General features: G+C 54.1%; 20 protein-coding genes. 5 read left to right on the forward strand and 15 right to left on the reverse strand.

What is annotated here, in order from left to right; translation table 11 throughout:
• Positions 1–61 precede the first annotated feature (61 nt).
• The gene (metR, locus tag E4Z61_RS16570; RefSeq protein WP_135323716.1) at positions 62–1,015 is read left to right on the forward strand and encodes an HTH-type transcriptional regulator MetR; all 954 of its coding nucleotides are present in this window, start codon (positions 62–64) and stop codon (positions 1,013–1,015) included.
• On the opposite strand, the gene E4Z61_RS16575 is transcribed toward metR, so the two are convergent.
• The 3 genes from E4Z61_RS16575 to pldB form a co-directional block, all read right to left on the reverse strand.
• On the reverse strand, positions 903–1,802 hold the full coding sequence (locus E4Z61_RS16575; RefSeq protein ID WP_135323717.1) for a carboxylate/amino acid/amine transporter: 900 nt from the start codon (positions 1,800–1,802) through the stop codon (positions 903–905). The two genes, metR and E4Z61_RS16575, sit on opposite strands and share 113 nt — an antisense overlap.
• Positions 1,803–1,877: 75 nt before the next feature.
• Positions 1,878–2,678 carry a sugar/pyridoxal phosphate phosphatase YigL gene (gene yigL, locus E4Z61_RS16580; RefSeq protein WP_135323718.1) on the reverse strand — a complete coding sequence of 267 codons (801 nt, stop codon included), beginning with the start codon at positions 2,676–2,678 and terminating at the stop codon, positions 1,878–1,880.
• A 14-nt stretch (positions 2,679–2,692) separates the two neighbouring features.
• Positions 2,693–3,709 carry a lysophospholipase L2 gene (gene pldB, locus E4Z61_RS16585; protein ID WP_135323719.1) on the reverse strand — a complete coding sequence of 339 codons (1,017 nt, stop codon included), beginning with the start codon at positions 3,707–3,709 and terminating at the stop codon, positions 2,693–2,695.
• Positions 3,710–3,819: 110 nt separating this feature from the next.
• Here pldB and rhtB point away from each other — a divergent pair, with 110 nt between their 5' ends.
• Positions 3,820–4,440: a homoserine/homoserine lactone efflux protein gene (gene rhtB / locus E4Z61_RS16590; RefSeq protein WP_135323720.1), complete on the forward strand. Its 621-nt coding sequence runs from the start codon at positions 3,820–3,822 to the stop codon at positions 4,438–4,440.
• 45 nt (positions 4,441–4,485) lie between these two features.
• Here the strand turns inward: rhtB and rhtC are convergent, their stop codons facing one another.
• The 3 genes from rhtC to pldA all read right to left on the reverse strand — a co-directional run bounded on the left by rhtC (position 4,486) and on the right by pldA (position 7,957).
• Positions 4,486–5,106, reverse strand: coding sequence for a threonine export protein RhtC (gene rhtC / locus E4Z61_RS16595; RefSeq protein ID WP_096758919.1), 621 nt, complete (start codon positions 5,104–5,106; stop codon positions 4,486–4,488).
• A gap of 63 nt (positions 5,107–5,169) precedes the next feature.
• The gene (gene recQ, locus E4Z61_RS16600; RefSeq protein WP_135323721.1) at positions 5,170–6,999 is read right to left on the reverse strand and encodes an ATP-dependent DNA helicase RecQ; all 1,830 of its coding nucleotides are present in this window, start codon (positions 6,997–6,999) and stop codon (positions 5,170–5,172) included.
• Between the two features lie 88 nt (positions 7,000–7,087).
• Complete coding sequence (gene pldA / locus E4Z61_RS16605; protein ID WP_135323722.1) at positions 7,088–7,957, reverse strand: phospholipase A; 870 nt, start codon at positions 7,955–7,957, stop codon at positions 7,088–7,090.
• Positions 7,958–8,122: 165 nt separating this feature from the next.
• On the opposite strand from pldA, the gene yigI reads away from it, so the two are divergent.
• Together yigI and rarD are read left to right on the forward strand one after the other, a co-directional pair.
• The gene (gene yigI / locus E4Z61_RS16610) at positions 8,123–8,590 is read left to right on the forward strand and encodes an acyl-CoA thioesterase YigI (RefSeq protein ID WP_005133301.1); all 468 of its coding nucleotides are present in this window, start codon (positions 8,123–8,125) and stop codon (positions 8,588–8,590) included.
• 51 nt (positions 8,591–8,641) lie between these two features.
• Entirely contained in the window at positions 8,642–9,538 is an 897-nt protein-coding gene (gene rarD, locus E4Z61_RS16615; protein WP_135323723.1) for an EamA family transporter RarD, read from the forward strand.
• A 42-nt stretch (positions 9,539–9,580) separates the two neighbouring features.
• Here rarD and corA read toward each other — a convergent pair whose 3' ends face one another.
• The 8 genes from corA to lptM form a co-directional block, all read right to left on the reverse strand.
• Positions 9,581–10,531, reverse strand: a complete 951-nt coding sequence (corA, locus tag E4Z61_RS16620; RefSeq protein WP_135323724.1) for a magnesium/cobalt transporter CorA — start codon at positions 10,529–10,531, stop codon at positions 9,581–9,583.
• Between the two features lie 154 nt (positions 10,532–10,685).
• On the reverse strand, positions 10,686–10,742 hold the full coding sequence (gene ysgD / locus E4Z61_RS24175; protein ID WP_212723238.1) for a YsgD/CorL family protein: 57 nt from the start codon (positions 10,740–10,742) through the stop codon (positions 10,686–10,688).
• Positions 10,743–10,890: 148 nt separating this feature from the next.
• Entirely contained in the window at positions 10,891–13,053 is a 2,163-nt protein-coding gene (uvrD, locus tag E4Z61_RS16625) for a DNA helicase II (RefSeq protein WP_135323725.1), read from the reverse strand.
• Between the two features lie 63 nt (positions 13,054–13,116).
• Positions 13,117–13,833: a 5-amino-6-(5-phospho-D-ribitylamino)uracil phosphatase YigB gene (yigB, locus tag E4Z61_RS16630; RefSeq protein ID WP_135323726.1), complete on the reverse strand. Its 717-nt coding sequence runs from the start codon at positions 13,831–13,833 to the stop codon at positions 13,117–13,119.
• On the reverse strand, positions 13,833–14,735 hold the full coding sequence (gene xerC, locus E4Z61_RS16635) for a tyrosine recombinase XerC (protein WP_135323727.1): 903 nt from the start codon (positions 14,733–14,735) through the stop codon (positions 13,833–13,835). Before xerC ends, yigB begins: the two co-directional genes overlap by 1 nt.
• Positions 14,732–15,439 (reverse strand): DUF484 domain-containing protein, encoded by a 708-nt coding sequence (locus tag E4Z61_RS16640; protein WP_135323728.1) that lies wholly within the window; start codon positions 15,437–15,439, stop codon positions 14,732–14,734. The genes xerC and E4Z61_RS16640 overlap by 4 nt, the downstream gene beginning before the upstream one ends.
• Positions 15,436–16,260 carry a diaminopimelate epimerase gene (gene dapF / locus E4Z61_RS16645; RefSeq protein ID WP_135323729.1) on the reverse strand — a complete coding sequence of 275 codons (825 nt, stop codon included), beginning with the start codon at positions 16,258–16,260 and terminating at the stop codon, positions 15,436–15,438. The genes E4Z61_RS16640 and dapF overlap by 4 nt, the downstream gene beginning before the upstream one ends.
• Positions 16,261–16,296: 36 nt before the next feature.
• Complete coding sequence (lptM, locus tag E4Z61_RS16650; protein ID WP_135323730.1) at positions 16,297–16,500, reverse strand: LPS translocon maturation chaperone LptM; 204 nt, start codon at positions 16,498–16,500, stop codon at positions 16,297–16,299.
• A gap of 138 nt (positions 16,501–16,638) precedes the next feature.
• Between lptM and cyaY the strand changes: the two genes are divergently transcribed.
• Complete coding sequence (cyaY, locus tag E4Z61_RS16655) at positions 16,639–16,959, forward strand: iron donor protein CyaY (RefSeq protein ID WP_135323731.1); 321 nt, start codon at positions 16,639–16,641, stop codon at positions 16,957–16,959.
• 39 nt (positions 16,960–16,998) lie between these two features.
• On the opposite strand, the gene cyaA is transcribed toward cyaY, so the two are convergent.
• Positions 16,999–19,545, reverse strand: coding sequence for a class I adenylate cyclase (cyaA, locus tag E4Z61_RS16660; RefSeq protein ID WP_135323732.1), 2,547 nt, complete (start codon positions 19,543–19,545; stop codon positions 16,999–17,001).
• Between the last annotated feature and the right edge of the window lie 103 nt (positions 19,546–19,648).

Consider the following 19,648-nt stretch of genomic DNA (forward strand, 5'->3'; position numbering starts at 1 on the left):
AATTGACAGGTACTGTGTAATCCTCAAGCGCAATTTATTCATGCCGAAGTGAAGGACTTTCATGATCGAGATTAAGCATCTGAAAACGCTACAGGCGTTGCGAAACAGTGGTTCGCTGGCAGGCGCAGCAGCGACGTTGCATCAGACCCAATCCGCCCTGTCTCACCAGTTCAGCGATCTGGAACAACGCCTCGGCTTTCGCCTATTTGTGCGCAAAAGCCAACCGCTGCGCTTTACGCCACAGGGCGAAATTTTGCTACAGCTGGCAAACCAGGTCTTGCCACAAATCGGTCGCGCACTTCAGGCATGCAATGAACCGCAGCAAACCCGACTGCGTATCGCGATTGAATGCCACAGCTGTATTCAATGGCTGACGCCCGCGCTGGAAAATTTCCGTGCTAACTGGCCACAGGTAGAGATGGATTTTAAATCTGGCGTGACGTTCGATCCGCAACCTGCCCTGCAGCAGGATGAGCTGGATCTGGTGATGACATCCGACATTCTGCCGCGCAGCGGCCTGCACTATTCACCGATGTTCGATTTTGAAGTTCGTCTGGTACTGGCACCCGATCACCCACTGGTCAGCAAAACGCAGGTAACGCCGGAAGATTTAGCCAGCGAAACGCTGCTGATTTATCCGGTACAGCGCAGCCGCCTGGATATTTGGCGGAATTTCCTGCAGCCCGCCGGCGTTAGCCCATCGCTGAAGAGCGTGGATAACACCCTGCTGTTGATCCAGATGGTAGCCGCCAGAATGGGTATTGCGGCCCTGCCGCACTGGGTGGTGGAGAGTTTTGAACGCCAGGGCCTGGTGGTAACCAAAACCCTGGGTGATGGATTGTGGAGCCGACTGTACGCCGCCGTGCGCGATGGCGAGCAGCGTCAGCCAGTCACCGAAGCGTTTATTCGCTCAGCGCGGAATCACGCCTGCGATCACCTGCCGTTTGTGCGGAGTGCGGAGCGACCCACTTTCGATGTACCCACAGTGAGGCCACTATCACAGCCGCACCAATAATGAAGCTTGGCCAGTGAGGCTGCTGGTGCCAGATGGCCAGGTTAACCAACAGTCCCGCAGGCACATGCATATTGTTCATGATACCCAGCGTGCCCGCATCCACCTGCGTTGCGCCGTAGTTCCACATAAAGTAGCCAATGCCCGATGCCGCCACGCCAAGGAACACCAGAATCCCCCACTGCAGCGTGGTTTCAGGCATTTTTTGCGCATTCCCTAATATAGACCAGGCAACGACTGCCACCAGCAACGCCCCCATATAAAACCAGGCAAACGCGTTGTGCTGCGGCATTGGGCGGGTTTCCATCAGACGCTTATAGCCCACCATGCCGATGGCAAAACTAATGTTGGAAAGCTGTACCAGCAGCAGGCCGGTCCAGAAATGGCTGGTCACCTGATCGTAACGAATGATCCCGGCGCCAATGACCGCCAGCAGCGCGCTAAACGCGTAGCTCCAGCGTAAACGACGTCTGCTCATCAGGTCATAAATCAGCGTGATATAGAGCGGCGTCAGGACGGTAAACAACAGCAACTCAGAAACCGTCAGGTACAAATAAGCGCGGAAACTCAGCATATACATGATGCCAAGCTGCATGGCACCCACCAGCATGTACAGACTAATGGTTTTTACGCTATGCCCGCGAGTACGCAGAAAAGGCAGGAAGACCAGCGCCGCCAGTCCGACACGCACCAGCACCGCAAAATAGCTATCGACATGACCGGCAAGGTACTCGCCAAACAGGCTAAAAGAAAAGGCCCACAAAATAGTGGTAATGATGAGTAGCGCCACAATGGATGTCTCTGAACAAAAGGTACACCCATTGTAGCGAAGAGTTTAGTTGACAACTGGTCAACTAAAGAACAGTTACTTTAAGAAGAGATCGCGCAGATAGTGCGGCACGGCATCGTCGGCATTGAGGCCAATCACTTCCAGCTCAGGATGCAGATCCTTCAGACGCTGGTGCGCGTTGCCCATGATGCAGCCTTTTCCTGCCATCGAGAGCATTTCCGCGTCGTTCATCCCGTCACCAAAAGCGATACAGTCTTTCAGGCTAAAACCCATCGCTTTTGCCACCGCCTCCAGCGCATGGCCTTTCGACACACCGCCCGCCATGACTTCCAGGCAGGTCAGCGTGGAGAAGCTGACGTTCACACGATCGCCCCAGCGGGCGTTAATCGCCTGCTCCAACGGCAGCAGGATTTCGTGAGAGTCGGTGGTGAAAAACACTTTACTGACACCTTCCGGCTCCAACAGCGCGGGTTCGAACAGCGAGTAGTTGAACACCGCTTCTTTGAAGAAACGCATTTCATCCGGACGATGGCGGTTCATAAACCACTCATCCTCGCGGTAAACATTGGTCACGATGTCCGGGTTCGCATTCACCACACCAAACAGGTCGCTGGCAATGTCGCGATCCAGGTTATGCGAGAAAACAAGGTTCCCGTCAGTATCATGCACACGCGCACCGTTGGAGGTGATCATGTAGGACTTAATGCCGAGGTTGTCGCGAATTTGCCCCACATCGATATGATGGCGACCGGTTGCAAACACAAAATTAACGCCACGAGCCGTCAGCAGCTTCAGCGTTTCTTTGGCATAAGGGGACAGGGTATGGTCGGGGGAAAGCAGCGTACCATCTAAATCAGATGCAACTACCTGATACATAAAAAATTAAACCTCTAAGCAAAGCGGTGTCCGCTGGATGTGTTATGCCTGTCGAAAAATTCGACAATGGCGTTGAGCGCGACTGAGCGCATTGCGTCCTTTTCAAAAAGGATCTCATGGTACGCGCCTTTTATGACTAGCGGCTGACCTCCCTCTACAGGATGGCCCGCTGCGGCGCGGAGTTCACAAAAACGATCGTGCATGCGGTTATCCACCACACGCTCTTCTTCAGCCTGAATAAGCAATGTCGGGGTCGCGTCATCTCCCGCCCCAGCCAGCACCTGCTCACCCGCCAGAATGCCTTCACGCACCCAGTGATAGGTCGGCCCGCCGACTCGCAGCTTCGGATCATCCGCATAGAAGCGCAGGTTGCGCCGATAGCGCTGTCGGCTATGCGTTAGCGAATTCATCCCGAATGGCAGCGCTCGCCAGCGCCCGGTCCCCATCGCATAACCTTCACGAATACGTGGATGCCCTTCTGCCCAGTCAAGAATATGACGTACCATCCAGTCGGGAAAGCGCATCACGATCCCAAACATCGGGGCGCTGAGGGCTATGGCATCACACTGATTAGGGTGGCGCTGCAGGAACAGCGTGGCGATGGCCCCCCCCATGGAATGCGCCAGTATATAGCGTTTTCTCCACGGACCTGGCTGCACTTCCTGCTGCCAGAAGGCGGTCAAATCGTCGACATAGTCATTAAAGTTATCCACATGGCCACGATGCGGGTCCGACAGCATACGCCCGGAACGCCCCTGACCACGGTGGTCGATAATGAGCACGTCAAAACCAGAATAAAACAGGTCATACGCCAGTTCAGCGTATTTTACGTAGCTTTCTATGCGCCCGGGACAGACGACAATGACGCGATCGTTTTTTTCTGCACGAAAGCGAACAAAGCGTACAGGGACATCATCTACACCGGTGAATTCTGCTTCTTCCCGCTGATGCCAGAAATCTGTCAGTGGCCCCATGGAAAAAGCAGCAAACGCGTTTTCTCTTGTTTCCCAGTCTTTTTGCTGCTGAAACATCGGGTATCCAGCCTCGCTGACCAAGTAAAATCGTTTTTTTCGCCGTCTCTGACAAAACCTAACGGCAGTAGCGTATTGTGGCATAAAAATAGACAATTCGGGAGTTTCTCATGACCTTTGAATGGTGGTTCGCTTACCTGCTGACGTCCATTGTTTTGAGCTTGTCGCCTGGCTCTGGCGCAATCAACACCATGACAACCGCCATCAGCCACGGCTATCGGGGAGCAACTGCGTCAATTGCCGGTTTGCAGACTGGGCTTGGCATTCATATCGTGCTGGTTGGCGTAGGACTAGGAACGCTATTTTCACGTTCGGTGATCGCCTTTGAGGTGCTGAAGTGGGCGGGGGCAGCCTATCTGATTTGGTTGGGCATTCAACAATGGCGCGCGGCGGGAGCCATCGACCTGAACACCATGGCAAATACGCAATCACGCAGCCGTCTGTTCAAACGCGCGGTATTCGTCAACCTGACCAATCCGAAGAGCATTGTGTTTCTCGCCGCCCTGTTCCCGCAGTTCATCATGCCGCAGGAGCCGCAGTTGATGCAGTATGTGGTGCTGGGCGTTACCACCATCGTGGTCGATATTATTGTGATGATCGGTTACGCAACGCTTGCTACCCGTATTGCGGGCTGGATTAAAGGGCCAAAGCAAATGAAGGCGCTAAACAAAGTGTTTGGGTCGCTGTTTATGCTGATCGGCGCCCTGTTGGCGTCAGCACGGCATGCCTGACGTCAGTGCCGGATAGCGCTGACGCGTATCCGGCCTACAGGTAAGTTAACGAGAAATAATCAGGTGAATGCCAAAGCCTGCGAACAACGCCCCGGCAAAACCATCAATCCACTTCGCCAGACGCTGATAGCCACGACGCATTTTCGGTAGCGCAAACAGGCTGGCAACCACAGTAAACCAGGCCAGCGTCTCAACGATAATCAGCGCAAAAATGCCCCAGCGGGCAGCGGTACCGACGTTGTCGCCAACAAACAGCGAGAACACGGAGCCAAAATAGATAATGGCTTTAGGGTTCGCCAGGTTGGTCAGCAGACCTTTTAAAAAGCTGCGTCCGCTCTGCGCCAGTTCAACCTGCGGTGCGGGTGCTGCAACGTCCTGTTTTTTAAACGCACCGCGCAGCATCTGATACCCCATCCAGCACAGATAAAGGCCACCGCCGACCATAATAATTGTGTGCAGCCATGCCATTTTTTCGATGATAAGATGCAGGCCGAGCAGCGCCACGCCCGCCCAGACCATGACGCCGCAGGTAATGCCCAGCACGCCCATCATCGCCTCTTTGCGTGAACGACTCACCGCCGTTTGAGAGACAAAGAAAAAATCGGGGCCAGGACTCATCAGCGCTACGATGTGTACCAACGCAACGGTAAAAAATAGCGTTAACATAAAAAAGACTCGCGGGGGAATAGTTCAGTGAGTCACCATCCTGGCACTTTTTTGCCTGGCTGACTACTCTTCGTCGTCACCATCAACATGTGCGCGGATAAGTGCCATAAACTCTTTGCCAAAACGCTCAAGTTTACGCATTCCCACGCCGTTGACGCTCAGCATTTCGCTCGGTGAAACCGGCATTTGCTCGGCCATTTCAATCAACGTGGCATCGTTGAAGACCACATACGGCGGGATATTCTCTTCATCAGCAATGGCTTTACGCAGCTTACGCAATTTGGCGAACAGTTTGCGATCGTAGTTGCCGCCAAAGGATTTCTGCATTGCGCGCGGTTTCAGCGCCACAATACGCGGCACGGCAAGCTGTAGTGGAACTTCACCGCGCAGTACCGGACGCGCAGCTTCGGTTAACTGTAACGCAGAGTGGTGAGCAATATTTTGCGTGACCAATCCGAGGTGAATAAGCTGGCGAATTACGCTGACCCAATGCTCGTGGCTCTGCTCACGGCCAATGCCGTAGACCGGCAGTTTGTCATGAGCCATCTCACGAATACGCTGGTTATTTGCCCCGCGCAGAACCTCGACGACATAGCCCATACCAAAACGTTGGTTAACGCGGTAGATCGTCGACAGCGCTTTACGCGCATCCATTAATCCGTCGTACTGTTTTGGCGGATCGAGACAAATATCGCAGTTACCGCACGGCTCCTGACGCCCTTCGCCAAAATAGTTCAGCAGCACCAGACGACGGCAGGTTTGCGCCTCGGCAAAGGCCCCCATCGCGTTGAGCTTATGCCGCTCGATATCCAGCAGTTGTCCGGCTGGTTTTTCTTCGAGACAACGGCGTAACCACGCCATATCTGCCGGATCGTAAAACAGCATCGCTTCTGCAGGCAGGCCGTCACGCCCGGCACGCCCGGTTTCCTGATAGTAGGACTCGATGTTACGCGGGATATCAAAATGCACCACGAAGCGCACGTTGGGTTTGTTAATTCCCATACCAAACGCTACGGTCGCGACGACGATTTGCAGGTCGTCACGCTGGAATTTCTCCTGCACGTCGGCGCGCACGCTGTTTTCCAGCCCGGCATGATAAGCCCCGGCGCTGATCCCACGACTTTGCAGGCGTGCTGCTGTGTCTTCAACCTTCGCGCGGCTGTTACAGTAAATAATGCCGGACTTGCCGCGCTGTTCTTGTACGTAGCGCATCAGCTGATCGAGCGGCTTAAATTTCTCCATCAGCATGTAACGAATGTTCGGACGGTCGAAGCTGCTGATCTGAATAAGGGGATCGTTAAGCCCGAGCAAACGTACAATATCCTGCCGGGTGGTGTCATCGGCGGTGGCCGTGAGTGCCACAAACGGCAGCGCGGGGAAGCGTTGACGCAGCTGGCCCAGAGCGGCATATTCCGGGCGGAAATCATGCCCCCACTGGGAAATACAGTGCGCTTCATCAACCGCCAGCAGCATCGGATTCCAGTGCGCCAGATTTTCCAGGAAGTTATCCAGCATCAGGCGCTCGGGTGCAATGTACAGCAGGCGGATTTGCCCGCTGCGACAGCCTGCCATCACCTCTTGCTGCTGTTCACGACTCTGGGTTGAGTTCAGGCACGCCGCCGCCACGCCGTTTGCCAGCAGCTGATCGACCTGGTCTTTCATCAAGGAAATCAGTGGCGAAACGACAACGGTGAGGCCGTTCAGCAATAATGCGGGAATTTGATAACAGAGGGATTTACCACCACCGGTTGGCATAACGACCAGACAGTCGCGGCCAGAGAGCACGGTGTCGATGATTTCTTCCTGACCAGGGCGAAACTGTTGGTAGCCAAAGGTTTCCTGCAAAACCTGTTTAGCGCCCATTTCCAGATTCAACACTTCCGCCTGCGCCACATTAACCCCGTTAACCTTAAATAAAAACAGGCGCTATTTTCAGCGCCTGAGAGAGAAACTGCAATGATTAAAATACTCTCAATACCGATCAGAAGATATCGTTGAGCATTACGCCCACACCAACGCGCGTCTGATTAAAGTTATAGTCAATCAGCGACTCGCCATAACCACTGTAGACCTGAGTATAAAGGCGAACATGTTTTGTGATCGGGTAGCTGACACCCAGCTCAGCGCCGCCGTAGCCGGTATTCCAGTTGTACTGACCTTTCGCGCTTAAGACAGCGTCACCTAAGTGATAACCCAGTTTGAGCTGATAGTAGCCCATATATTTAGTGATGTCGGGGTTATCGTCAGTGCTGCCGATGACGTACCACGGCTTCACTTCCACCAGCCAGTTACCGTTTTCTGCCATCAAGCGGGTATACAAGCGGTTCCAGCTACGCGAGGTCGGATCGGAACGACCGTTGGAGTCATGGTTGTACCCCATTTCGACATCACGTAGCGTCCAGCCTGCAAAGCGATAGTCGGTGGCGAAACCGAGAAACAACTGCGGCTCGTAGTTAGTCTCGCGAAACGGCGAAGACTCTTCGCTATTGGAAAGCTGCCACCAGGATTTCTGGGTGTAAGAGCCACCGAGCACGGAGTTCGGGCCTAAAATCCCACGCCATAGTGGAAACGCCAGGCTCAGCTGAAACTTCACCTCATCTTTACGCGCATTATCAGACCAGCTATAGCTGCTGATGGCCTCTTTATTCATGTCGCTGGTATTGGTGTAGATGAGATAGTTGGTGTCATAAGGATAAAGCGTGAAAGGATTGTCATGCTCTTGCAGCATATTGGCAATAATACTGCCGCGTACAGCAGGTGCATCATGAATCTCTTTCACTGTCGCTTCCTGCGCATACGCGGTCAACGGCAACATGACTGCTGGTAATAACCACCCCAGAATCGCCCGCATCGGTACTGTTCTCCTGAACCAAAATATTGATGAATTGTATAATTATCTGGCAAGCATTCTACATACTTAGAGAGTTCCTCGTTAGTTATCCCGTCTTAAAGTAGAAAACAACAAATAATAAGCATAATATCAACATTTCATTAACCATTGAGATGTAGGGATCGTATGTCTGCCGTACTTACTGCTGAGCAAGCGCTGAAATTAGTGGGCGAAATGTTTGTCTACCATATGCCGTTTAACCGGGCGCTGGGGCTGGAGCTGGAACGCTACGAAAAAGAGTTTGCCCAATTGGCCTTTAACAACCAACCGATGATGGTTGGTAACTGGGCACAAAGCATCCTGCATGGGGGTGTGATCGCCTCAGCGCTGGACGTGGCCGCCGGACTGGTTTGCGTAGGCAGTACGCTGACACGTCACGAAACGATTAGCGAGGACGAGCTGCGTCAGCGGATGTCGCGCATGGGCACTATCGATCTGCGTGTCGATTACCTGCGCCCGGGCAGAGGAAATCGCTTTACCGCCACCAGCAGTCTGCTGCGGGCGGGTAATAAGGTTGCCGTTGCGCGCGTGGAACTGCATAACGAAGAGCAGCTTTATATCGCCAGCGCCACCGCGACTTATATGGTGGGGTAAGCGCCTGAAACAAGGTAAACTGCGGTTACATTTCTGAAATGAGTTTTCCCGATGGATGCTAAGCAAACGCGGCAGGGCGTATTACTCGCTCTTGCTGCCTATTTTATTTGGGGCATTGCACCCGCGTATTTCAAGCTGATTTACTACGTCCCCGCAGATGAGATCCTGACGCACCGCGTGATCTGGTCGTTTTTCTTTATGGTGGTGTTGATGAGTGTCAGCCGCCAGTGGTCAGGGGTTAAAACGCTGCTACAAACGCCAAAGAAGGTTTTCCTGCTGGCGCTCTCTGCGGTGCTCATTGGCGGAAACTGGTTGCTTTTTATCTGGGCGGTCAACAACCACCATATGCTGGAAGCCAGCCTCGGCTACTTTATTAACCCGCTGGTGAATATTGTGCTGGGCATGATTTTCCTCGGCGAGCGCTTTCGCCGCATGCAATGGCTGGCCGTTCTGTTAGCCGCCTGCGGCGTACTGGTGCAATTGTGGACATTCGGCTCACTGCCAATCATCGCTCTGGGGCTGGCCTTCAGCTTTGCTTTTTATGGCCTGGTGCGTAAGAAAATCGCCGTCGAGGCGCAAACCGGCATGCTAATCGAAACCCTGTGGCTGTTACCGGTTGCGGCAATCTATCTGTTTGGTATTGCCGATAGCCCAACCAGCCATATGGGGCAGAACCCGATGTCGCTCAATCTGTTGCTGATTGCCGCAGGCGTCGTAACTACCATTCCGCTGCTGTGCTTTACCGGCGCAGCGACCCGTCTGCGTCTTTCCACGCTAGGTTTCTTCCAGTACATCGGACCAACGCTGATGTTCCTGCTGGCGGTGACATTTTACGGCGAGGTGCCGGGCGCGGATAAGATGGTGACGTTCGCGTTTATCTGGGTGGCGCTGGCGATATTCGTGATGGATGCGATTTATACCCTACGCAGAACGCAAAGGGGACTTTAACGTTGTTGTGCCGGATGACGCTACCGCCATCCGGCACCAAACTCATAACCAGTTTTTGCGCTTAAAGTACAAATACGGCGCCAGACCCGCGAGCATCATAAAGACAATCGCCCCAGGATAACCGAAGCTCCAGTGCAGTTCCGGCATGAACTCAAAGTTCATCCCATAGCTGGACGCCACCAACGTCGGCGGCAGGAACACCACGGAAACCACCGAGAAGATCTTGATGATGCGGTTCTGCTCGATGTTGATAAAACCCATCGCCGCCTGCATCAGGAAGTTAACCTTCTGGAACAGCGATTCGTTGTGCGGCAGCAGAGATTCGATATCGCGCAGGATCTCACGCGCCTGCTCCAGCTGACCGCCCGGCAGACGCGCCTTACGCACCAGGAAATTCAGTGCGCGCTGGGTATCCATCAGACACAGGCGAACTTTCCAGCCGATATCTTCCAGTTCCGCCAGCGTGGAGAGCGCTTCATCGTATTCATCACCCTGACGCCCTTCCATAATTACGCGGCTGAGTTTTTCCAGATCGCTGTAGATGTTTTCTATTTCATCCGCCAGCTGTTCGATTTTCGTTTCGAACAGATCGAGCAGCAGCTCGTAAGCGTTGCCATCAACCATCGCCTGGCTGCGCGCACGCATGCGGTACAGACGAAATGCTGGCAGCTCGCGTTCACGTAGGGTAAACAGGCGGCCTTCACGAATGGTAAATGCGACAGTTGAGTTGCCCGCGTGATCGTCGGCATCTTCATAAAAGAAGAAGGAGTGAATATGCAGGCCGTCTTCGTCCTCAAAGAAACGCGCGGATGCTTCGATGTCTTCCAGTTCAGGGCGCGTAGCCAGGTTCTGGCCCAAGTCCTTTTGCACACGGTTTCGTTCATCGTCGTCCGGCTCGACTAAATCGACCCAAACCGAGCTGGCGAGATGCTCAATCTCATCCGCCTCAAGACGTATTAAACGATTGTTTTCCAGTTGAAATGCGCTCAGCATGACCGGGACTCCCAATGCAAAAAATTATCGGACAGTTCGATGGGCACACAGAAACAATTTGGGTTTCAGACCATTAAACAGCCTGACTCAGCGCGACGGGAAAAAACAGAAGGTCGCTGACAACCGCGAAGGCTATCAGCAAAAAGGGATAGCCTTAGGAGTTGATCCTGGATGACAGGATAATGAGCCAGTATCTACTGGGTGTGTCCAAGGCGAATGTCCTCTTAGCGTAATCGTGCGCGCATGTTACGCCAGCAAAATTTTGACGTCAACACGCAACGAAACGCTAGTCTGGATAAATTACCTTCTCATCAGTAAGGCTAGCAGATCGTTACAAAATAATTATATTTTTCTGAAAGTTATACCGTATCCAGCCTCGCGTAGGCGGCAACCAGCCATTTGATCCCCTGCCCCTGGAACGCAACCTGCAAACGGCTGTGTTCTCCGCTGCCTTCCAGGTTGACGATCGTGCCTTCACCAAATTTGGCATGCCGTACACGCTGACCGAGCTTATAGCCGGTGTCATTCTCCGCCATCGGTGTGCCCATACGTTGATGACTCACCGGGCGGCTCACCGTGGCGCGCAAACGCACCTCTTCCACGCAGGCTTCCGGCAGCTCGCCAATAAAGCGCGATGGACGGTGGTAAACCTCTTTGCCGTACAGACGGCGCGTTTCAGCATAGGTCAACGTTAGCTTCTGCATAGCACGGGTGACACCCACATAGGCCAGACGGCGTTCCTCTTCGAGGCGTCCGCCTTCGTCGAGTGACATCTGGCTGGGGAACATGCCCTCTTCCATACCGACGATAAATACCTGCGGGAACTCCAGACCTTTGGCCGAGTGCAGGGTCATTAGCTGGACCGCATCCTGCCAGGTATCCGCCTGCCCTTCGCCCGCTTCCAGCGCCGCGTGGGAGAGAAACGCCTGCAGCGGCATTAAGTCTTCGTCTTCTTCGTTGTAGCTAAACTGGCGCGTTGCTGTCACCAGTTCCTCTAAGTTTTCGATACGCGTCTGGCCCTTCTCGCCCTTTTCCTGCTCGTACATCATGCGTAGGCCAGAGTCTTTTACCACCCGGTCGGTCTGAACGTGCAGCGGCATATCAGCGGTTTCCTGTGCCAGCGCGTCAATCAACTCCATAAAGCGCTGTAGCGCGCTGGCGGCACGACCGGCAAGGGCTTTTTCCTGCAGCAGTTCACGACATGCCTGCCACATTGTGAGTTGGCGATCGCGCGAGGTTTGACGTACCACATCCAGCGTACGATCGCCGATACCGCGCGTTGGGGTATTTACCACTCGCTCAAACGCGGCGTCGTCGTTGCGGTTGGCGATCAGGCGCAGATAAGAGAGTGCGTCTTTGATTTCCTGGCGTTCGAAGAATCGCATCCCACCGTAGATACGGTACGGCATGCTGGCCTGTAACAGCGCCTCTTCCAGCACGCGAGACTGGGCGTTGCTGCGGTAGAGAATGGCGCACTGTGTAAGCTGACCACCATTGTCCTGCCAGGCTTTAATGCGATTGACCACAAAGCGCGCTTCATCGAGTTCGTTGAACGCACAATAGAGTGAGATCGGCTCACCGTCGACGCCGTCGGTCCACAGCTTTTTGCCCAGACGCCCGTTGTTGTTTTCAATCAGGGCGTTGGCCGCGCTAAGGATATTGTTGGTCGAGCGGTAGTTCTGCTCCAGACGAATAGTTTCGGCACCAGGGAAGTCGTTGAGGAAACGCTGGATGTTTTCCACCTGCGCCCCGCGCCAGCCGTAGATTGACTGGTCATCATCGCCGACAATCATCACCTTGCCGGTGTCGCCCGCTAACAGACGTATCCACGCATACTGGATGTTGTTGGTGTCCTGGAATTCGTCCACCAGGATGTTGGTAAAACGTTCACGGTAGTGCTGCAGGATATGCGGCTTGTTGAGCCACAGTTCGTGGGCGCGCAGCAGCAGCTCGGCAAAATCCACCAGTCCGGCGCGATCGCACGCCTCCTGATAGGCCTGGTAAACTTTCTGCCAGGTCTGCTCGACCGGATTGCCGTAGCTCTGAAGATGGTGCGGGCGCAGCCCTTCGTCTTTCTGGCTGTTGATAAACCACATTGCCTGACGCGCCGGCCACTGCTTCTCATCCAGATTCATCGCTTTGATCAGACGTTTCAGCAGGCGCAACTGGTCTTCGCTGTCGAGGATCTGGAAATCCTGCGGCAGGTTTGCATCCATATGGTGCGCACGCAGCAGGCGGTGTGCCAACCCGTGGAAGGTCCCCACCCACATCCCCCCCTGGCTGGTTCCCATGATCTGGCCAATACGGTGACGCATTTCCGCCGCCGCTTTGTTGGTAAAGGTCACTGCCATAATGGAGTACGGCGAGTTGTTCTCTACCGTCAGTAACCAGGCGATGCGGTGCACCAGCACGCGAGTTTTACCACTCCCCGCGCCTGCCAGAACCAGCATGTTGCTGCGTGGCGCAGCCACCGCTTCGCGCTGTTTGTCATTAAGGCTTTCGAGCAGGTAAGAAACGTCCATTGGCACCGCCGGAATCAACGGGGCCAGTTGGACCCCTGGGAATTTATACAGAGTTATTGACGATTATATCAGCGAGGTCAGAGATGCCAACTGTGAAATTTCGATATGCGGCAGCAAACGGCTATCAGCGGTTTGCATCAGGTCAGCATTTTCCGGTTTAATCCAACAGGCCTGCATCCCACAACGGATTGCCCCGGCGACGTCTGTCGTCAGGTCATCGCCCACGTGCAAAATTTCACCCATCGGCATATTCAGTTTTTCCGCTGCCAGCGCGTACATATCGCTGAACGGTTTTGAGCGTCCATCGGGACCGGCACGCAGCACAAACTCAAAGTAATCGCCCAGACCAAACAGCTCCGGCTGCGCGTTACCGTTGGTGATTGCCACCAGCGGCCACTTGCGGGCCAGCACCTTCAGTGTGTCATGCGTAGACTGCGGGACGTCGATACGGCTGCGCCATTTCGCGAAGTTCATCATTGCGGCGTTCGCCCCCATTCTGGCTTCTGCCTCTGACAAACCCGCCTCCAGCATGGCGCACTCTACGGCCCGGTGACGCCATTGGGTAACGTCGTGGTAGATTTCCGGTTCGGCGTCGCGTACAACCTGACGCAGACGCTGTAGATCGGAGTTTTGCAACGAGCTCAGCGCCGGGTGATAATTTTGCACAAAAGCGAGCGCTTCCTGTTCGGTGCGCGTGATAACGGGACGGTTATCGTAAAGGGTGTCATCAAGGTCAAAGGTGAGCGCAGAAATACGCCCCAAAGGCCGGTAAAAACGCATTATTTCCCCCGTTTGGCGCGCGGATGCGCCGCATCGTACACTGAAGCCAGGTGTTGAAAATCAAGATGGGTATAGATTTGAGTGGTAGAGAGGTTGGCGTGTCCCAACAGCTCTTGTACCCCGCGCAGATCACCGCTCGACTCCAGCATATGCGTCGCGAACGAGTGCCGCAGTTTATGGGGATGCACGTGGCTGTTCAGCCCCTGCTTAATTCCCCATTCGGCAAAGCGTTTCTGCACGTTACGCGCGGAAATACGTTTGCCCAGTTTTGACAGAAACAGCGCGTCTTCGTCACTACCGAAGAGCCCGCGCAGATCCAACCAGTGTTCAATCCACGCCACCGCATTGCGGCCAATCGGCAGGCGGCGCTCTTTGCTGCCTTTACCCATCACCCACACTTCGCCGGTGTCGAGATCGAGATGTTTAATATCCAGCCCAATCAGTTCCGACAGACGCAGCCCCGCGCCGTACATCACCTCAAGCATTGCCCGGTCGCGTACGGCGAGAGGGTCGTTGAGATCGATATTCAGCAGCCGGTTAACGTCATCGACATCGATATTTTTCGGCAGGTGCCGCGGTGCCTTCGGCGCAGAAATGCCTTTTGCCGGATTGGCTTTCAGCTCGCCCTGATTGACCAGCCAGTCGAAGAAACTGCGTAATGCGGAGAGGCGCAAAGCCAGGCTCGCCGGTCCCAGACCGTTGCGGCGACTGCGCACAGCAAAACTGCGAACCCTCGCAGCATCACATTGTTGCCAGCTTTGCAGACCGGTTTCTCCGGCTATCGCGATGATGGCATCAAGCTGACGCCGGTAATTGAGCAGCGTGATTGGGCTAAGCTGACGCTCCACGCCCAGATAGCGTAAGAAGCGTGCAACATCCTGAGAAAGCGGTGAGTCGGTCATACGCGTTCAATCCAGCGCTCCAGCAGTTCCGGCAGCATCAGAGAGATTTCCTGCAATAGCTGTGTTCCCTGCCCTTGCTGGTAATGGTTAACATCACGGCTGCTGAACAGCATCACGCCAAGGGAGCCATCCTGCCCCAGCATCGACATCGCTACTGAGCCTATCGCTTTCGCCTCCGGCATCATGACCAGCAACTCCGGGCCGTTGAGTGGACCAAGATAGTGCTGTGACTGCCCAAGACGTTGAATACGCAGCGGTTCAAAGGCCTGACGACTTAATGCCAGATGGGTAAACTTTGAGGGTGCGCCCAATCGCCAGCGATCCGGGAACAGACGCACCGTCGCCCCTGCCAGCCCTAACTCACGCGCCCAGCGATGAAATCGCATCAGCATATCGTCGAGGCTGCTGGCCGCCACCAGCCGTCCTTGCAGATTTAACAGACGATAAAACAGGCTTTCGTTGGCGTTTGCCTGTTCCATCAATAGCGTCATGTTTTCTTCCAGCACGTTGATATGATTACGTGCTCGAGCCATATGCCATTCAACCAAAGAGATCGTCCCCCGCACCGGGTGCGGGACGCGCATCGCTTCAACCTCTTGTGCATTACGGATAAAAAACTCAGGATGACGTTGCAGATAATCGACGACCGCTCGATCGTCAAGTTCCATGAGCGTTTCCTGTAGTTCTTCCCCTGGTTGCTTCATAGATGAATAAATCCGTCGTAGACATGTGCCGCCGGGCCAGTCATATACAACGGATGACCCGGGCCTTTCCAGGCGATATCAAGGCGACCGCCCGGTAACTCCACGCGCACTTCTTCTGCCAGCAAGCCCTGCTGAATACCGACAGCAACAGCGGCGCACGCACCGCTGCCACAGGCCTGCGTTTCACCCGCCCCGCGCTCATAGACGCGCAGTCGGATGTGCTCGCGTTTCACCACTTGCATAAATCCGATATTAGCGCGCTCAGGGAAGCGTTCGTGGCTTTCCAGAACCGGCCCCAGCGTTTCCACCGTGGCCGTATCCACATCATCAACCTGAATGACGCAATGCGGATTCCCCATTGATACCACGCCGCACAATACTGTCTGCTCGGCCGCTCGCATAATATAGGTCTTCTCTGCTTTATTCGCGCGAAAAGGCACCTGCGAAGGTTCAAAATTGGGCTCGCCCATATTGACCTGTACCAGCTCGTCGTCCGTCACGGTTAATACCATACGGCCATTCGCCGTACTGACGCGAATGTCACGTTTATTGGTTAGCCCTTTCAGGCGCACAAAGCGTGCAAAACAACGGGCACCGTTACCGCACTGCGACACTTCACTGCCGTCAGCATTAAAGATGCGGTAATGGAAATCCAGCTCCGGGTCATACGGAGGTTCAACCACCAGCAACTGATCAAACCCAACGCCAAGATGCCTGTCGGCCAGGCGGCGGATCAGCTCCGGTGAAAAAAAGACATTCTGCGTTACCGCGTCGACGACCATAAAATCGTTGCCAAGGCCATGCATTTTAGAGAATTGCATCGTTCACTCCGTTCACGCGGGTACAGAGACTTCGCTTTAGTAATTTACCTGGGAAGGCCCATCTCCCGTTGCCCGATCGTTTTTATCGGGCACTGTGGACTGTGATTGCGTATCAACTGGCTTCGTCGGCGGCGGCGCGTTTTTATCTGCTGGCGGAAAATAGAGTGGCCCTTTCAGACCACAGCCCGTCAGGCTGAACAAAGTAAGAAGTACAGCGAGTGCCTGAAACACGTTTTTCATTATGGATTGCCTGTAAAGTTCATGCTTTCTGTTTTCTATCATCGCAGGAGAAGACGTAAAAGCAAGAGTTTGCCTGCAAACTGCAACGTGATTTATTTCGCGTTATACTGCGGTCATCACGAAAAACAGGATAAAAAAATGAACGATAGTGAATTTCATCGCCTTGCCGACACCCTGTGGATGACCATTGAAGAGCGTCTGGACGATTGGGATGGCGACAGCGATATCGATTGTGAGATTAACGGCGGCGTACTGACCATCAGCTTTGAGAATGGCAGCAAGATTATTATTAACCGTCAGGAACCGCTGCATCAGGTGTGGTTAGCAACCAAACAGGGCGGTTACCATTTTGATCTGAAAGGTGACGAATGGATTTGCGACCGTAGCGGCGAAAGATTCTGGGATCTGCTGGAACAGGCGGCAACGCAGCAGGCGGGCGAGGCGGTTAACTTCCGTTGAGTTTTTTGCCGGATGCGCTTTGCTTATCCGGCATCATATTCACGAAAAATACTGCTGCAACATCGGCGTGTCGTTATCCTGATTAGCCGGAGGAACCGGATTAATCGGCTGGGTACGGAACGGAATCACCTGCGCGCGACCGTCTGTTTTCACAATCTGATAGAACTGCGGCAGGTTAAAGTTGATGAAGCTGGAACCGTAGGTGAAGCGATCGTGCGACGATGAGTAGAAGCGGCTAACATCGCGGACCAACTCTTCTTTGCTGCCTTCGCAATGGTGATACACCTCGACCCGATTACTCTCGTCCAGAATGTAGATATTAAAGCCCTGCTCATCACCCGTTTCTTCGAAAAAGAACTGAATGATCCCTTCGCTGGCAAAACCATCCACTACCGACGGCAATTTCACATGGTTAGTCTCAACCTGAACGGAAAGACCATGCAGCTTGTTGTGTGAAATCGCGCCGTAGAATTCAATGGCGTTTTCCAGTTTCTGTACTGACACGTTCAGACGCTCGAAGAACAATCCCCACGTCTGTCCTGATACGCGCAGCGCTTTGAAGCGGCCGGTTTCATGACGCGTGCTGGAAAGACGCAGCTCAATGCACTCGGACACCAGTTGCTGGACGCGGGTACGGATCAGGCCACGTAAATGCTGGCTGTAACAAAAGACCTCGACGCTGTCCGGCGGTGCCGCATCCTGGTGCATTTTGCCAAGAATCGTTTTTAACGCTTCAATCATCGCCTGCTCACCGTTGAAATGCAGCGTACGCACTTCGTTCCATGAGTTGCGGTACAACAGGTCTACGCTACCGACCAGGCAATTTTGTTCTTCACCAAAGCTGAAGACGTCCAACTTACGGAAATCAAAATGCACAACCTGATTGCGGAATGCCGCCGTCGGGTCGTATTCAAGGTTAACGATAATCGCCAGATGGCGAATTTCGCACGGACTGTAGAGCGCTTTTGGCGTAGGTGCAGGCAGACGCAGCGGGAAGTGGTGCGATACGTCAGCGACCATCTCCTGCAGCTTCGGCAGATCGACAATACCGTTGCCCTTAATAAACAAATGCGTACGTGACGTCAGCAGACCGTTAAACCACGCCCACGCCACCAGCTTGTTCAGGTAGCGGTTATATTCCAGCGGCTGATGGCTGATGATCGAATCCATGTTGGGCGCGCGGTTGTAGAGATACCAACCCGAGCGGTTGGCCCGGCCCGGCGGCACATGGATAAAGGTCAGATTCGGTTCCGAGAGATCCGGCGAAATTTGCGGGTTTACCAGCGTCACCTTGCCCGGTAACGCTTCAAACGCGGCATACAGCTTACGAGTCAGCACGCCGATATCCTGCGGACTGGCGCTGACGCTGAGATTGTTACGACGCGCAAAGCGGATCAGATTACGATAGCTCTGCATCATCGCATCGAGCAGTTCGTTATGCGCTTCACGTACCTGGTCAATTTTCCAGTTAGCGCGGTTATCCAGCATGGTCAGGCGGGCATCGTCCCAGCCCCACTCTTGCACTAACTGACTTAATACTTCACGACGCCAGCCCACGCAGGCGCGCTCACGGCTCAGTTTCTCACACACTTTTAAGTAGAAACATCGACGGACTAAATCGAGGCGCGTCGGATCTTCAATCGCCGTGAGGTACTCGGTAACGCGTTCCAGCATCATGCAGTACGGATCGAGACCAAAAGAGACGATCTCGCCGTCGTGCAGGCGCTGTTTAATATCTTTCGCCAACAGGCGCGGATTGGGGTATTCCCAGGAATAGGCTTCCAGCAGCAGCGTTTTCAGCACCGCTTTGTACGGCGAGTCGATACTCTTGTACAGCTGCCAAAGGCTGGCGCCAAAGTACTCTTCAGCGGAGAGCGAGCTGAGTCCGCCCAGATCCAGCCATTCGTTTGGCGTGAGCACGCCCTGCGCGTAGAGCGTCATGACGTAATCGTCGTAATGCTCTTCTTCGTCGCCCGGCACCATATTCCACAGAATACGTTTGCCCGCGAGGCGCACGGCGGTGCGATAGAATTCATCAAGCAACAGGATATGCTGCGTCGAGCCACAGTCTTCACCGCCCAGACTGCCGCTTTCATTGTGACGGAAACGGTTTTCATCAATCAGGAAGAAACTGACTTCCACGCCCAAAGAGGCGGCCCAGCTTTCCAGCAGGCTGCATTTACGCTGCAGCAGCTGACGCTCTTCGCTATCCAGCCAGGATTGATGGCAGACCCAGATGTCCAGGTCAGAGGAACAGCTTTGCCCGACTGAAGAGGTGCTACCCATCGAGTAAACGCCGGTAATCGGCAGTTCGCCCTTCGGGGGGTCCTGCGGCGACATACCACGGTACAGCTCCAGCTCGTTCAGGTAGTGACGTTGGGTTTCATCAGGCGTGTAAAAGCATATGCCATTGGGAACGTTACCATCGAGGTAACCCGGCATCAGCGGATGGTGATAGTGCAATAATGTCGGCAGCAGACTGTATACCTGCTGGAAAGCAGGTCCCATGGCAGCAAGCGCGCGATCGACACGCAGTTGATTTATGGCATCCAGTCTCTGTTTCAGAGTCTCAATATAGAGGTACAAGACGTATCGCCTGATGTTGCTATCCGTCATGTTGTTGATGGCTGCAGCGCATGCGCTTACAAACAATCTTCAGCAATCCGGATAAACTGTATGTCAAAAATAA

Source organism: Citrobacter tructae, assembly GCF_004684345.1.
GTDB lineage: Bacteria > Pseudomonadota > Gammaproteobacteria > Enterobacterales > Enterobacteriaceae > Citrobacter > Citrobacter tructae.

Coding starts and splice junctions, on each gene's coding strand:
- metR (WP_135323716.1), top strand. CDS start 62: ATGATCGAGATTAAGCATCTGAAAACGCTACAGGCGTTGCGAAACAGT.
- yigL (WP_135323718.1), bottom strand. CDS start 2,678: ATGTATCAGGTAGTTGCATCTGATTTAGATGGTACGCTGCTTTCCCCC.
- pldB (WP_135323719.1), bottom strand. CDS start 3,709: ATGTTTCAGCAGCAAAAAGACTGGGAAACAAGAGAAAACGCGTTTGCT.
- rhtB (WP_135323720.1), top strand. CDS start 3,820: ATGACCTTTGAATGGTGGTTCGCTTACCTGCTGACGTCCATTGTTTTG.
- rhtC (WP_096758919.1), bottom strand. CDS start 5,106: ATGTTAACGCTATTTTTTACCGTTGCGTTGGTACACATCGTAGCGCTG.
- pldA (WP_135323722.1), bottom strand. CDS start 7,957: ATGCGGGCGATTCTGGGGTGGTTATTACCAGCAGTCATGTTGCCGTTG.
- yigI (WP_005133301.1), top strand. CDS start 8,123: ATGTCTGCCGTACTTACTGCTGAGCAAGCGCTGAAATTAGTGGGCGAA.
- rarD (WP_135323723.1), top strand. CDS start 8,642: ATGGATGCTAAGCAAACGCGGCAGGGCGTATTACTCGCTCTTGCTGCC.
- corA (WP_135323724.1), bottom strand. CDS start 10,531: ATGCTGAGCGCATTTCAACTGGAAAACAATCGTTTAATACGTCTTGAG.
- uvrD (WP_135323725.1), bottom strand. CDS start 13,053: ATGGACGTTTCTTACCTGCTCGAAAGCCTTAATGACAAACAGCGCGAA.
- yigB (WP_135323726.1), bottom strand. CDS start 13,833: ATGCGTTTTTACCGGCCTTTGGGGCGTATTTCTGCGCTCACCTTTGAC.
- xerC (WP_135323727.1), bottom strand. CDS start 14,735: ATGACCGACTCACCGCTTTCTCAGGATGTTGCACGCTTCTTACGCTAT.
- E4Z61_RS16640 (WP_135323728.1), bottom strand. CDS start 15,439: ATGAAGCAACCAGGGGAAGAACTACAGGAAACGCTCATGGAACTTGAC.
- dapF (WP_135323729.1), bottom strand. CDS start 16,260: ATGCAATTCTCTAAAATGCATGGCCTTGGCAACGATTTTATGGTCGTC.
- lptM (WP_135323730.1), bottom strand. CDS start 16,500: ATGAAAAACGTGTTTCAGGCACTCGCTGTACTTCTTACTTTGTTCAGC.
- cyaY (WP_135323731.1), top strand. CDS start 16,639: ATGAACGATAGTGAATTTCATCGCCTTGCCGACACCCTGTGGATGACC.